This window comes from Stenotrophomonas sp. STEN023 (genome assembly GCF_056760135.1).
In genome coordinates, this window is sequence record NZ_JBRREF010000024.1 from 51,887 (window position 1) to 65,342 (window position 13,456).

14 protein-coding genes are annotated in these 13,456 nt (G+C 63.3%); 6 read left to right on the forward strand and 8 right to left on the reverse strand.

Features of this window, described 5'->3' with window-relative positions:
• The first annotated feature begins 108 nt into the window (after window positions 1-108).
• Window positions 109-1,134, forward strand: a complete 1,026-nt coding sequence (locus ACVOLV_RS09315; RefSeq protein WP_481554134.1) for a sensor histidine kinase — start codon at window positions 109-111, stop codon at window positions 1,132-1,134.
• Window positions 1,135-1,143: 9 nt separating this feature from the next.
• Here the strand turns inward: ACVOLV_RS09315 and ppnN are convergent, their stop codons facing one another.
• The 5 genes from ppnN to grxD form a co-directional block, all read right to left on the reverse strand.
• The gene (gene ppnN / locus ACVOLV_RS09320) at window positions 1,144-2,532 is read right to left on the reverse strand and encodes a nucleotide 5'-monophosphate nucleosidase PpnN (protein ID WP_481509853.1); all 1,389 of its coding nucleotides are present in this window, start codon (window positions 2,530-2,532) and stop codon (window positions 1,144-1,146) included.
• Window positions 2,533-2,632: 100 nt separating this feature from the next.
• Entirely contained in the window at window positions 2,633-5,824 is a 3,192-nt protein-coding gene (locus tag ACVOLV_RS09325) for a TonB-dependent receptor (protein WP_481554135.1), read from the reverse strand.
• 219 nt (window positions 5,825-6,043) lie between these two features.
• Complete coding sequence (locus ACVOLV_RS09330) at window positions 6,044-6,637, reverse strand: YhgN family NAAT transporter (RefSeq protein ID WP_481554136.1); 594 nt, start codon at window positions 6,635-6,637, stop codon at window positions 6,044-6,046.
• Window positions 6,634-7,377 carry an SDR family NAD(P)-dependent oxidoreductase gene (locus ACVOLV_RS09335; protein WP_481554137.1) on the reverse strand — a complete coding sequence of 248 codons (744 nt, stop codon included), beginning with the start codon at window positions 7,375-7,377 and terminating at the stop codon, window positions 6,634-6,636. Before ACVOLV_RS09335 ends, ACVOLV_RS09330 begins: the two co-directional genes overlap by 4 nt.
• A complete protein-coding gene (grxD, locus tag ACVOLV_RS09340) occupies window positions 7,374-7,694 on the reverse strand; it encodes a Grx4 family monothiol glutaredoxin (RefSeq protein WP_303750038.1) in 321 nt (106 codons plus the stop codon). The genes ACVOLV_RS09335 and grxD overlap by 4 nt, the downstream gene beginning before the upstream one ends.
• A 117-nt stretch (window positions 7,695-7,811) precedes the next feature.
• On the opposite strand from grxD, the gene ACVOLV_RS09345 reads away from it, so the two are divergent.
• Entirely contained in the window at window positions 7,812-8,390 is a 579-nt protein-coding gene (locus ACVOLV_RS09345) for a superoxide dismutase (protein WP_481554138.1), read from the forward strand.
• Window positions 8,391-8,580: 190 nt separating this feature from the next.
• Here the strand turns inward: ACVOLV_RS09345 and ACVOLV_RS09350 are convergent, their stop codons facing one another.
• From ACVOLV_RS09350 to purE, 3 genes are read right to left on the reverse strand one after another with little or no spacing between them, the layout of a single operon-like run.
• Entirely contained in the window at window positions 8,581-8,916 is a 336-nt protein-coding gene (locus tag ACVOLV_RS09350; RefSeq protein ID WP_282267792.1) for a carboxymuconolactone decarboxylase family protein, read from the reverse strand.
• Window positions 8,917-8,961: 45 nt separating this feature from the next.
• Entirely contained in the window at window positions 8,962-10,122 is a 1,161-nt protein-coding gene (locus tag ACVOLV_RS09355) for a 5-(carboxyamino)imidazole ribonucleotide synthase (RefSeq protein WP_481554139.1), read from the reverse strand.
• Complete coding sequence (gene purE, locus ACVOLV_RS09360) at window positions 10,119-10,622, reverse strand: 5-(carboxyamino)imidazole ribonucleotide mutase (RefSeq protein ID WP_481554140.1); 504 nt, start codon at window positions 10,620-10,622, stop codon at window positions 10,119-10,121. Before purE ends, ACVOLV_RS09355 begins: the two co-directional genes overlap by 4 nt.
• 59 nt (window positions 10,623-10,681) lie before the next feature.
• Between purE and ACVOLV_RS09365 the strand changes: the two genes are divergently transcribed.
• The 4 genes from ACVOLV_RS09365 (at window position 10,682) to ACVOLV_RS09380 (ending at window position 13,267) form a co-directional block, all read left to right on the forward strand.
• Window positions 10,682-10,951, forward strand: coding sequence for a Trm112 family protein (locus ACVOLV_RS09365; protein WP_481554141.1), 270 nt, complete (start codon window positions 10,682-10,684; stop codon window positions 10,949-10,951).
• Complete coding sequence (nadC, locus tag ACVOLV_RS09370) at window positions 10,951-11,808, forward strand: carboxylating nicotinate-nucleotide diphosphorylase (RefSeq protein WP_481554142.1); 858 nt, start codon at window positions 10,951-10,953, stop codon at window positions 11,806-11,808. Before ACVOLV_RS09365 ends, nadC begins: the two co-directional genes overlap by 1 nt.
• 61 nt (window positions 11,809-11,869) lie before the next feature.
• Entirely contained in the window at window positions 11,870-12,841 is a 972-nt protein-coding gene (locus ACVOLV_RS09375) for a DUF2272 domain-containing protein (protein ID WP_481554143.1), read from the forward strand.
• Between the two features lie 75 nt (window positions 12,842-12,916).
• The gene (locus ACVOLV_RS09380) at window positions 12,917-13,267 is read left to right on the forward strand and encodes a DUF3301 domain-containing protein (protein ID WP_481554144.1); all 351 of its coding nucleotides are present in this window, start codon (window positions 12,917-12,919) and stop codon (window positions 13,265-13,267) included.
• Window positions 13,268-13,456 lie beyond the last annotated feature (189 nt).

Here is a 13,456-nt window from a genome sequence, read left to right on the forward strand (position 1 = left end):
ATTTGCAGGACGGCAGCTACTCCATCGGTTCAGGGATGAACGGCACGTTCCGGCGCACGAATGGCGTCAGCTTCCGCCCCTTTGCCCATCGACGGATATCCGCAGCGCATGCCCACACCCGAGCAGGCCGAACTGAACCCCCTGGACCCCATCAGCCAGGCCCAGACCATCATTCGCATCATGCTGGCGGGAGAGGCACTGGCCGCCCTGCTGACCATGGCACAAAGCGCGCGCACGGACCTGTTGACCTATTTCGGACTGGCTTCATTCACCATCCAATGGGTGGCACTGGCGTCACTGGCGCTGCTCTATGTCGCACGCAGGCACCTGCGCCGCGCGACGGCGTCACAGATCGCAGTGGTCGCATTGATGGCCCTGCTCTGCAGTACATGGCTGGTCACCGCACTGGCGGCCATCTTGCTGCACGACACCTGGCTGGTCCCGGCCGAAGGCTGGCCGATGTTCGCAGTAAAGCTCACCACGATGGCTTTGCTGGTTGGCCTGGTGACGCTGATCGCCTTCCAAAGCCACTGGCGTCAACGGCAATTGGCGGTGCGAGCCAAGCAGGCAGAGCTGGAAGCCCTGCAGGCGCGGATCCGCCCCCATTTCCTGTTCAATACGCTCAACACCGGCGCCGCCTTGGTCCATCAACGCCCGCAGGATGCGGAGCGACTATTGCTGGATCTGGCCGATCTGTTCCGGGCAGCACTTGCAGGCCCGCGCGCGATCCCGTTGAGCGAGGAAATCGCACTGGCCAAGCGTTACGCGGAAATAGAAGGCCTGCGTTTCGGCGAGCGCATGCAGATCCACTGGCAGCTGCCCGATCCCATTCCGCAGCAGTTGGTACCGACGCTTTCCATTCAACCACTGATCGAGAATGCGATACGGCACGGCGTCGAGCCATCGCCCGACGGCGGCAAGATACATGTGCGCCTGCAGCAGGCGGCCAACTCACTCGCCATCATCATCGAGAACGACCTGCCGCCAGCTGGCGCACCCAACCTGCGCACTGGCCACAAGGTTGGGCTCGAATCGTCTCGCGCCCGTATCCGGGCGCTGACGGGAGGACTTGGCGACGTGGCGACCCGCATCGAAAACGGCCGCCACATCACCACCATCACCCTGCCCGCCTGATCCCGCTGATCAGGCAACTACCTGATAGCAAGGGCGGTACTCACCGGAAATCTTCATCCGGCGCTGCTCGACAAACGCGCGCAGCAGCTCGTCCAGCGCCTGCATCATCTCGGTATCGCCGTGGATCTTGAATGGGCCGAACTCCTCGATCCGGGCCATGCTCTCTTCCTTGACATTGCCTGCAACGATGCCGGAGAACGCACGACGCAGGTCGGCGGCCAGATCCGGCGCCGGGCGGCCCTTGTGCAGGTCCAGGCCAGCCATGGCTTCATGCGTGGGCACGAACGGCTGCTGGTAGGCCAGCGGGATCTCCACCTGCCAGTTGTAGAAGAACGAATCGCGCTGTGCCAGGCGGAACTCACGCACGCGCTTGATGCCTTGCGACATCTTGCGAGCCACACCAACCGGGTCGCCAACGATGATTTCGTAGCGCTCCGCCGCCTTGTCACCCAGGGTCAAGCGGATGAAACGATCGATCTGCTGGAAGTACGGCGCAGCAATGGCCGGGCCACTGAGAATCAGCGGGAACGGCAGGTCCTTGTTCTCCTCGCTCAACAGGATACCGAGCAGGTACAGGATCTCTTCGGCGGTACCGACGCCACCCGGGAACACGATGATGCCGTGGCCGAGACGGACAAACGCCTCCAGGCGCTTCTCGATGTCCGGCATGATCACCAGATGGTTGACGATCGGGTTCGGCGACTCGGCGGCGATGATGCCCGGCTCGGTGATGCCGATGTAGCGGGTATTGGTCTTGCGCTGCTTGGCGTGGGCAATGGTGGCGCCCTTCATCGGCCCCTTCATCGCGCCTGGGCCGCAGCCGGTGCAGATGTCCAGGCCACGCAGGCCCAGCTCATAGCCGACCTGCTTGGTGTACAGGTATTCGTCACGCGAGATTGAATGACCGCCCCAGCACACGACCAGATTCGGGTCGCTGGGCTGCAGGATGCGCGCATTGCGCAGCACGCCGAACACCGCATTGGTGATGCCGTCGGAGGTCTCCAGATCGGAGGCGTATTCCGGCCCCAGCTCGATCGCCATATAGGCCAGGTCGCGCACCACCGAGAACAGAAGTTCGGCGATACCGCGGATGATCTCGCCATCAACGAACGCAACCGCCGGCGCATTGCTCAGGTCGATGCGGACACCACGGTCCTGCTGGGTCACCTGCACGTCGAAATCCGGATACAGGTCGCGCGCAGCGCGCGGATCGTCCGAGGCGCTGCCACTGGTCAGCACCGCCAGCGCACAGCGCCGCAGCAGTTCATGCATGCCGCCGCCGGAAGCGTCGCGCAACCGCGCCACTTCTGCCCGCGACAACACATCCAGACCACCGCGCGGATAAATACGTGCGTCCTGCACCGGCAGCGCCCTCGCTGCCACTTCATTCTTGGTCATTTCCACAACTGCTCCTTCCTCTTTGGCGATCGACTTTAGCGCTCCCCCCATTAAAAAGAAAACGGCCGGGTTACCCCGGCCGTGTTAGGGTTAAAAACGATCAATAAGAGGATAAGAACATTTTGCGGACGCCCCACTGCAGCGCCCCCAGGGACACACCGGTGTTGAAGCCATCGGCGTCGGCATTGGCGTAGGCGCCTTCGGTCAACGTAGCCGACTGGTTGCCCTGGCGTTCCGCGCGGAAGTCGTAGATGTACTTGCCGGTGGCCTGATCGACACCGATGAAGTTGGCTACGCCCTGGTCAGCATAGAAGCCGTAGTCATAGATGCGGCCCCACTTCTTGTTGAGCATGTTGCCGATGTTCTGGACGTCGAGCCAGATCTCCGACTTGTGACCCTTCATGAAGCCCGGCAGCTGCTGGGTGATGCGAACGTCAAACGTGTTGACGAAGCCAGCACGGCCAGAGTTCTGCGGAGCAACCGAACCTGCGTAACGTGCCAGTTCCGGATTGGCATCCATCCACTTGAAGAACGCCTCTTCCATCGCTGCGCCACCCTTGAAGATCACGTCGCCACGGCCCTTCGGCACGTAGAACAGATCGTTATAGGTGCGGCCATCGCCGTTCATGTCGTTGGAGTACACCCAGCTGTAGGCACGGCCGGTACGACCTTCATAGAACAGGCCGACCTGGGTTTCGTAGTCGGCGAAGAACTTGTGCTTCCAGTTCAACGAGCCCGAGACGCGGTCGCGGATCTCATAACGCGAGCGTGCAAGCGCATCTTCATTGGCCTGGAAGATGTAGTTGTTGTTCCAGTTCGAGGTGGCAACCGACGAGGTGTTGCTCGCCACTTCCTTGGCATCGGTGTAGGTATAGCCCAAGGTCCACGCCCAGTCGCTCTCTTCGCTGAACGGCTTGGACAGCGAGGCGGTGAACTGCGCGGTACGACCCTTGTCGGTGTTGTCCAACAGCACTGCATCGCTCACCCAGCTCGGGGCGGTCGACTTGGAGGTGCCGGTGGTGCCGTAGATCGTCTTCCAGAAGAAGTCGCGCTGGTCCGGACCAGCAACATAGCTCGGCTTCACCAGTTCAAGGCGCTTGAAGTACAGACCGTCCTTGACCTTCGAGTACAGGAACTCGGCCGAACCGACGATGCCGTACCACGGCAGTTCGCGGTCGAACGCCAGGTTCGCCTTCCACACCGACGGGGTGCTGAAGTCGTCGGAAACGAAGTTCACAACCTGCTGTGCCGGCTTGGAGGTGCCCTTGATCGGGTACTCGGTCGTCTGGCTGAAGTTCACACCGGTGTTGGCGAAGATGTTGCCCAGCCAAACCTGCGGCGATTCACCGCGGAACAGGCCAACGCCACCACGCAACTGGGTCGGACGATCCGAGTCGAAGGTGTAGTTGAAGCCAAAGCGCGGCTGGATCAGGAAGCTGTTGTCACCAATGGAGGTGTTGTTATAACCAAAGTACTCCGACGCCTGCTTGTTGTAGGCAGGACGGGTATTGGTGTCGTACTTGTCGGCGCGAACGCCCATGGTCAACGTCAGATTGTTGTTGACGTACCAGGTGTCCTGCACGAACAGACCCAGGGTCTCGTACTTGTACTTGGCAGCCAGGCTGTCAACACCACCGGACACCGGATTGCGCCAGATGGTCTGCACCGGGGTGTTGTTGCGGAACGCGTCCATGCCGACGTATTCCAGGTAGCCATCAACGTACGGCGCATAGACGTTGTTGATGTCGTTGCTGCTGAAGTCGGCACCGAACTTCAGATCATGGTCACCCAGCGTCACCTGACCCGAACCGAAGTAGTTCCAGGTCTTGGTGTACAGCTCGTTGTACTGCGTGTTGCTTTCGGTACCCATCCACAGATACGGGCTGTTGCCGTATTCCTGGCTCGAATGCATCGTGCCGAAGTCGATCTTGACAGCCGGAGTACCCTTGGCCGACGGGTTGCGCACCGCCGTGAAATCACGGTAGCTGGCCTTGAACTCGGTCGAGAAATTGTCACTCCAGTCGCTGAACAGCTGAGCGACGTAGGTTTCGATTTCCTTGTTGTGCTGGTACCAGTACGAGCTCAGCGAAGCCGCCGTGGTGGAGTAACCATTCACACGCAACTTGCTCTGCTCAAGCTTGCTGTAGCGCAGGCTTGCACGGTGGGCATCGTTGATGTTCCAGTCGATCTTGAGCGCGTACTCTTCCAGATCGGTATCCGAGGCAGACGAATAATCGCCGGCCGAAACGCCATAGCGCTCCTGGAAGATCTTCTGTGCTTCGGCGATGTCGCCGAGGCTGATGGTGCCCTTGCCGATCGGGCTGCCTTCAACGTCTGCACCCGGAGCAGCCTGCTCGTACTTCTCGTAGTTGGCGAAGAAGAACAGCTTGTCCTTGATGATCGGGCCGCCGAAGGTGGCACCGTAGGTCTTCTCGTCTTTGAAGCCGTCGAACTTGCCACCGCCCGGGTTGTCACCGAACCACGAACCATCGCGCATGTAACCGTAGACCGAACCGTGGAACTCGTTGGTACCGGACTTGGTAACGGCATCAACCACAGCGCCGGTGGCGCCAGTGATGGTGATGTCGTAGCTGGACATGTCAACGTTGATCGCTTCCAGCGCTTCCATCGAAACCGGCTGGCGCTTGGTCGGCATGTTGTTGCCTTCCAGACCAAAGGTATCGGACGCATTGACACCGTCGATGCGAACTGCGTTGTAACGCGGGTTCTGGCCACCGGCGGAGATCGAGCCCGAAGCGCGGTCAACGAAAGCCACGCGCGGATCAAGACGCATGTAGTCCTGCACGTTGCCGTTCATCGACGGCAGCGCTTCGATGGTCTGGCGGCTCACCGAGGTGCCCGAACCCATCTTGGTTGCACTGAACACTTCCGAACCACCCGCAACGGCCATGACCTGCACGGCTTCCAGGTTGGTGGCAGCCAGGTCACCGGTCAGCGCTGCGTTGACGGTACCGTTCTGGTTCACGCCAAGGTAGATACCGTCTTCAGTCTTGGTGCCTTCGCCGGGCTTGGTGATGGTCACCGTGTAGGGACCGCCAACGCGCAGACCGCGGGCGTTGTAACGACCAGCAGCGTCGGTGGTCGCACGGCTGACCGTGCCCGACTCGACGTGGGTGATGGTGACTTCAGCGCCAGCCACCGGCTGACCGCCAGCGGAGGTGACCTGACCGCCGACGCCGGCAGAGGTGCTCTGTGCGAAAGCCGGAGCAGCCGCAAGTGCGACGACAAGACCAAGTGCAAGCTTGGACATCTTGATACGCGGATGATTCATGGGTGGGTAGCCTCGAAACGAGTTGGCGATTGAGAAAAAGCGCGATCCATCAGCCCCGGGGTCAACCGGGCGCCTGATCGTCTTGAATCTTGGGGGTCCCTTCCGAGGCGGTTACAGCCGCAACGGTTAAGATAAGGTTAACACGGTAATGACAATTTATGACCGCAAGAAGACAGCCATGTTGCGTTGCCGCAGTTTCCCCTACGGCAGATCAAGCAGTTAGCGCATTGACGCCAGATAGGTCCCCAGACCATCCAGCAGCATCTGTACCGATATTGCGACCAATAGCATACCCATAAGCCGCTCCAAGGCGGTCAAGGCCCGGGCGCCCAGCAGCTTGTACAGCAGGGTTGCCGACATCAGGATCGCCGCCGTTCCACCCCAGGCCAGCAGCAACGCCAGGCTCCAGTCGCCCAGCCGCTCCGGCTCATTGCTGCCCATCAGCATCACCGCTGCCATGCCGGAAGGCCCGGCCACCAACGGGATCGCCATCGGCACGATGAAGGGCTCGCCATCCGGTACCGCGCCCATCAGGCCCTCCGGCCGGGGGAAGATCATGCGGATACCGATCAGGAACAGCACGATGCCACCCGCAATGGCGACCGACTCCTGGCGCAGGTGCATCAACTCCAGTGCGTACTTGCCGCCCCAGAGAAAAGCCATCAGCACGGCCAGCGCGATCAGCAGCTCACGCACCAGCACCACCCGCTGGCGGCGGGGCGGCAACGGCTTGAGCAGGCTCAGGAAGACGGGAATGTTACCCAGCGGGTCCAGGATCAGAAACAGCAGCAAGGCCGCCGAAAGGATGGTCACGGAGCCAGGTCCAGCACCTTTCCACGCCACTGCGCGCCGCTGGCGGCAAGCAACTGCACACTTGCGGCGGCGTAATTGAGCGGATCCACCGACGTCGCGTCTTCCTCATGGGTATAGGCGCGCGCCCGCAAACCGGTACGCATCGGCCCCGGCTGCAGCCCGCACACCCGGACCGGACCATTCTGCAACTCGTGGTGCAGGCTCTCGATCAGCCCGCGCAGCCCGTACTGGGCCACCCCGTAGCCACCCCAATAGGCCTGGCCAACACGCCGCGGATCATCCAGCGCAAACACCACCGCAGCATCGCGCTGTTGCCGCAGCAACGGCAGGCAGGCCTGGGTCAACCAAGCACGCGCGGTCAGATTGACGTGGATGGCACGGGCGAAGGCGGCAGGATCAGCGCTGACGAACGGAGTCAGCCCGGCGAAATCGGCCGCACAGTGCAGCACGCCATCCAGACGCCCTACTTCAGACGCCAAGCGCTCGGCCAAGGCAGCGTAGTCATCCGGGCTGGCGCCCTCCAGATCCAACGGATACAGCAGTGGCTCGGGGCCCAGTTGTGCCGCGCTGTCATAGACCCGATTGAGCTTGGCCACCTTGCGGCCAAGCATCACAACCGTCGCCCCGGCTTCGGTGCAGGCCCGGGTCGCCGCTGCGCCCAAGCCCCCCGCCGCACCCGCTATGAGAATTACCCGACCGGAAAGATCGGCGCCCTCGCCCCCCCGAGGTTGGGCACTCACGCTTGCCCGGCCTCGGCAACAATACGTTTGAGCTCACCGGACTCCAGCAGCTCCAGAATGATGTCGCAGCCGCCAATCAGTTCCCCGTGCATGAAGAACTGCGGGAAGGTCGCCAGGTTCGAATAGCGCGCCAGATTGGCCCGCACTTCCGGGAACTCCAGCAGATTGACGGTCCGCAGGTTGATCGCACCGGCAGCCAACAGCGCCTGTACAGCGCGACTGGAAAAGCCGCACATCGGGTACTGCGGCGTACCCTTCATGAACAGGACGAGGGGGTGTTGCTCCACCTCAGCCTGGATTTGTTCCATCACCGGCATTCGAATTCTCCCTACTGCGAAAGAACGGCCCGTCCTGGTCGGATAGACTTTCCCGTGGTTGACCATTGTAAGCCGAGCCGGCCAACTCCCGGCGCCCTGCCCCGAAAAGAATCTCCGATGCCCGTCCAACTTCCTGAACTGCCCTACGCCCGTACCGCGCTGCAGCCCCACATTTCCGCCGAAACCCTGGACCTGCATCACGGCAGGCACCACCGTGGCTACGTGGATACGGTCAATGCACGGATCGCTGGCACCGAGCTGGACGGTTTGCCGCTGGAAGATATCGTGCGCAGCAGCCAAGGCAGTCTGTTTCAGGCGGCAGCGCAGGCCTGGAACCATGACTTCTTCTGGCAATGTCTGCATCCACGCGCAGGCGGCGATCCGCACGGAGCGCTGGCCGAGCATATCAATCGCCAGTTCGGCGACGTGCACAAGCTGCGCGAGGAGTTCAATCGGGCGGCACTGGCCATATTTGGCTCTGGCTGGACCTGGCTGGTACAGCACCCGGACGGCAAACTGGCCGTCGTCAGCACCTGCAATGCGAACACACCACTGACCGGCAACAGTACGCCCCTGCTGGTCTGCGATGTGTGGGAACACGCGTACTACATTGACTACCAGAATGATCGCGCGCGCTTTCTGCAGGCGTTCTGGAAGCTGGTGAACTGGGATTTTGTGACGGCGCAACTGCGCTGAGAGCCGGTGATGGCGTGAACGTGCTCGGCCGCAACCGGATACATGCAGTGCTTCGGCCTCGGCTCCAAGCTGTCATTCCCGCCTGCGCGGGAATGACGCCCTGAAGATTCTCAGGCTCCCCCCACAATGATTACCGCCTGCGCAGGGACGACGACCTGGAAGTCCTCTGAGCGGGCCAGGAGCCCCCACCTCACTCGTGCGCAGCCACCGCATCCAGCACCCGCGCCGAATACACCAGCGCCGCGCCGGCATTGAGCGCCACTGCCACACCCAGCGCCTCGGCAATTTCCTCGCGGCTGGCGCCTTGCTTCAAGGCAGCGTCGACATGGGTGGTGATGCAGCCATCGCAACGCGTGGTCACCGCCACCGCCAACGCGATCAGCTCGCGGGTCTTGCCGTCCAGATGGTTGGTCTGCGCGCCCGCACCGCTCAAGGTGATATAGCCCTTGAGCGTATCCGGCGAGAGCTTGCCGAGCTCACCGATACGCCCCTTCAACTCACGGCGGTAATCATTCCAGTCGAGCATGGGAAGTTCTCCAGTTGGGACTGGAGAACCTTACGCCGGCAATGATTAGCTCGCCGTCATGCCGCCGCGACGCAGGACTTCAACCACTGGTGCGACCTGCTCCTGCCGGCCCAAGGCCTCACCCACGCGCAGCAAGGCCTCCGCCAGCGCCGCCGGCGCGTCCTCACGCAGGTTGGCGTGGCCGACCTTGCGGCCATCGCGGGCCTGCTTACCGTAATCGTGCCAGTGACCGGCAGCTTCGCCCAGCACCGCCTTGGCGTCGGGCATCTGCCCCAGCCAATTCAGCATGCAGGCATGGCCGAGCATGCGGGTGTCGCCCAAGGGCAGACCAAGCACGGCGCGGATATGGTTCTCGAACTGCGAGGTTTCAGCACCGTCACTGGTCCAGTGACCCGAATTGTGCACGCGTGGTGCCATTTCGTTGGCCAGCAACGCATCGCCACGGCAGAACAGCTCCAGCGCGAATACGCCAACGTAGTCCAAGCGCTCGGCAACACGGCGCGCATAGGCAATCGCGGTCGCCTGCTGCTCGTCAGACAACGAAGCCGGCGCCAGACTGGCCGACAGCACCCCATCCACATGCCAGTTGGTGGTCAGCGGCCAGGCGCGGAACTCACCGTCGCGACCACGCACGGCCACCACGCTGACTTCCCGTTCAAATGCCACAAAACCCTCGAGTATCAACCCGGTCTTGTCGACCTGCGCGCCCAACGCCTGCCACGCAGTGTCGATATCGGATGCTTCGCGTATGCGGAACTGGCCCTTGCCGTCGTAGCCCAGCCGCCGTGTCTTGAGGATGCACGGCATGCCGAACTCGGCAGCCTTGGCGGCCAGTTCGTCGCGGCTGCGGATATCGGCAAATGCCGGCAACGCGATACCCAGTTCCTGGAACAGGGTCTTTTCGCTCAGCCGATCCTGCGCCACCGCCAAGGCAGCCGGATTCGGGAACACCGGCTTGCGTTCGGCCAGCCAATGCGCGCTTGCCGCTGGCACGTTCTCGAAATCGAAGGTGATGACGTCGACCTTGGCGGCGAACGCAGCCAGCGCCTCGGTGTCATCAAAATTGCCCACCTGCAACGGCGCCACCTGCCCTGCACAGGCATCAGCCGCCGGATCGAACACCACGAAACGCAGGCCCAGCGGAGCTCCCGCCAGCGCCATCATGCGGGCCAACTGCCCGCCGCCCAGAATGCCAACCGTGATCATTGGCGCGGATCGTCCGCGGCCATCACATCTTCGGTCTGGCGTGCGCGGAAGGCTTCCAGCGCGGCACCGATCTGCGGCTGCTCGGCCGCCAGCATGGCCGCAGCGAACAGGGCCGCATTGGATGCGCCCGCATTGCCGATGGCAAAGGTTGCCACCGGGATACCCGCCGGCATCTGCACGATCGACAGCAGCGAATCCATGCCATTGAGCGCCTTGGACTGCACCGGCACGCCCAGCACCGGCACGGCAGTCTTGGCGGCCAGCATGCCCGGCAGGTGGGCCGCGCCGCCCGCGCCACCGATGATCGCACGCAGACCACGCGGGCCCGCCTGCTCGGCATAGCTGAACAGCACATCCGGGGTCCGGTGCGCCGAAACTACCTTCACTTCATACGGAACGCCCAAAGCATCAAGCTTCTGGGCGGCGTGCCGCATGGTTTCCCAGTCTGAGCGGGAACCCATCACGATGCCGACTAGCGGCGCGGGGTGGTTGGGGGTCATTGGCCGTCACCTGCTGCAAAGACGTATTCTAGCCGTCTTCCCAGCAAGACCACGACCTGATGGACCGCAAACTGCTCGACCTGCTCGTCTCCCCCGATACCCGCCAACCGCTGTTCCTGCTGGAAAGCGCTGGCCTGGAAGCCCTCAACCGCGCCATCAGCAGCGGCGGCGTGACCCGCGCCGACGGCAGCGCTCAGGCACAACCACTGCGCGAGGCCCTGATCAGCGGCGACCGCAAACAGGTCTTCCGCGTCGATGACGGCATTCCGGTGCTGCTGGCCGATGAAGCCATCGCCACCGCCCAGATCACCGACTTCCCGGCCAAATAATGCTGCCACACCCGCCGCTGGCCCCACCGCAGGAACAGATTGACGCCGATGTCGCCCGCGCCCTGGCCGAGGACATCGGCAGCGGCGACGTCACCGCCGCGCTGTTGCCCGATGCCGCCGATATCGCCTACCTGTTGTGCAAGCAGGATGCGGTGATCGCCGGCCGGCCCTGGTTCGACGCTACCCACCGGGCGTTGGACCCGGAGGTACAAATCGATTGGCGGGTGCTGGAAGGCGACCAGGTCAGCGCCGGCACGGTGCTGGCAACCCTGAGCGGGCGCAGCCGCAGCCTGGTCAGCGCCGAGCGCACCTCGCTCAACTTCCTGCAGACCCTGTCCGGCACCGCCACCATCACCGCGCGCTACGTCGCGGCGGTGGCAGGCACCAAGGCACGCATCCTCGACACCCGCAAAACCCTGCCCGGCCTGCGCCTGGCGCAGAAGTACGCGGTGCGCTGCGGCGGCGGCGACAACCACCGCATCGGCCTGTTCGATACGGTGATGCTGAAGGAAAACCACATCCGCGCCGCCGGCTCGTTGACCGCTGCCGTACACGCCGCCCGCGCCCAGCAGCCGCAGCTGCCACTGGTGGTCGAGGTGGAAGACCTGCAGCAGTTGCAGGAGGCCCTGGCCGCCGGTTGCGAACGCATCCTGATCGACGACTTCAGTGCCGCCATGCGCCGCGATGCCGTGCGCATCACCGCCGGGCGGATTCCACTGGAAGTCTCCGGCAGCGTCGACATGACCACCTTGCGCGCCATCGCCGAAGACGGCGTGGATTGCATTTCCATTGGCGGCCTGACCAAACACGTGCAGGCCATCGATCTGTCACTCAAACTGGGCCCGCCACCAGCCTGACTCACGGTACGCACACGCTGCCGGCTGCAACACTTCCCCAATATCCTTAGCGGAGCCTGCTGTGGCATATCGATACCTGCTGTGTGGCCTGACGTTGCTGCTCCCCGCCGTTCCTGCGTTGGCAGCGGAAGCCTGCGATATCCCGCCACGCTACGGCGTAAGCGAAGCCGCCAAGGCCGTCGTCGCAGCGGCTTGCGGCGAGCACCGACTGTGGTACCGCCCTTTCATCGACCGTGATGGCCGCATCGCCAGCCTTGGCGTCACCGAGGCCGAGAACGACCACCTCGCCGACAACGGCCTGATCGCCTGGCAACGCGTGGCCGGCTACTGGCGCGACAGCGGCACGCTGGGGCCAATGGGCGCGATAGCCGGCGCCAGCAGCTGCGCGCAGCCAGCCGGCAACCGCTACACAGACAGCGATTGCCGCGCCTTCCTGATCGACAACCCCTGGTCAGCTGCCTTTATTTCCTGGGTGATGACGCGCGCCGCCGTGCCCGGCTTTACCCGATCGCCTCGTCATATCGACTACATCCGCGCCGCCTATCAGGGTGGCAGCAATGGCACACCATTCCGGCTGGCCGACCCTGCCAGCGAAAAGCCTGCCCCGGGCGACATGCTGTGCTTCCTGCGTGACCGCAGCAGCACCTTGAACTACGCAGGGCTTGTCCAGGCATTGGGCAGCGGTCGCGCCGGCAACTGGAAATCGCACTGTGAAATCGTGGTCAGCGCCAACATGGGCGGCGACCGCACGCTGTACCTGATCGGCGGCAATGTCGCCAACTCGGTGGTGATGCGCAAGCTCATGCTCGACCGCACCGGCCTGCTCGAACTGCCGAAGAGCAACGCGCAAGCCTCCAGCTCGCCGGTAGATGCCAGCTGTTCACCGGGCCAGGAAGAAGAGTGCAACCTCAACCGACAGGACTGGGCGGCGCTGCTCAAACTGACTGCAACCACGCCAACACCGGCATTCAACTCCACCGCGCCCTTGCCGCCGCCGCCCGATGAACCCGTTCCGACGCCAGTCACCCATTGAGGCGCGCTGACGCACAGGCATCCGTGGCCGACAGAAAGGCTGCGCACAGGTGAGCGGATCGCCTAAAGTGGCCGCATGCCTACCCTTCTTATCCTGATGATTGTCGGCGCAATCGGTTTTGCGTTCTGGGACCGCTCCCGCGCCGCCGCCGACCGCGCCACCGAACTTGGCCGTAACGCCAGCCGCGCCGCCGACGTGCAATGGCTGGACCAGAGCGTGCACAGCACCGGCCTGCGGCTGTGCCGTCTGCCCAATGGCTGGCTGGGTTTCGAGCGCAGCTTCCGTTTCGACTACTCCTACGACGGCCAGGATCGCCACACCGGCCGCATGGTATTGCGCGGCCGCGAACTGATCTCCTTCAGCGGCCCAGCCGCCGCCCAGATCGGCCGCCTGCGCAAAAGCACCGAAGAAGCCGAAGACATCTGATCCAACCTGTAGTGCCGAGCCATGCTCGGCAGAGGCCTTGCCAACAAACCCGACCAGGGTAGTGCCGAGCCATGCTCGGCAAAGGCTTTACCGACACACCCTACCCAGGTAGTGCCGAGCCATGCTCGGCAAAGGCCTTACCGACGCGCACCTGCCGGCAACTGCATTTTTGTGGGAGCGGCGTCAGCC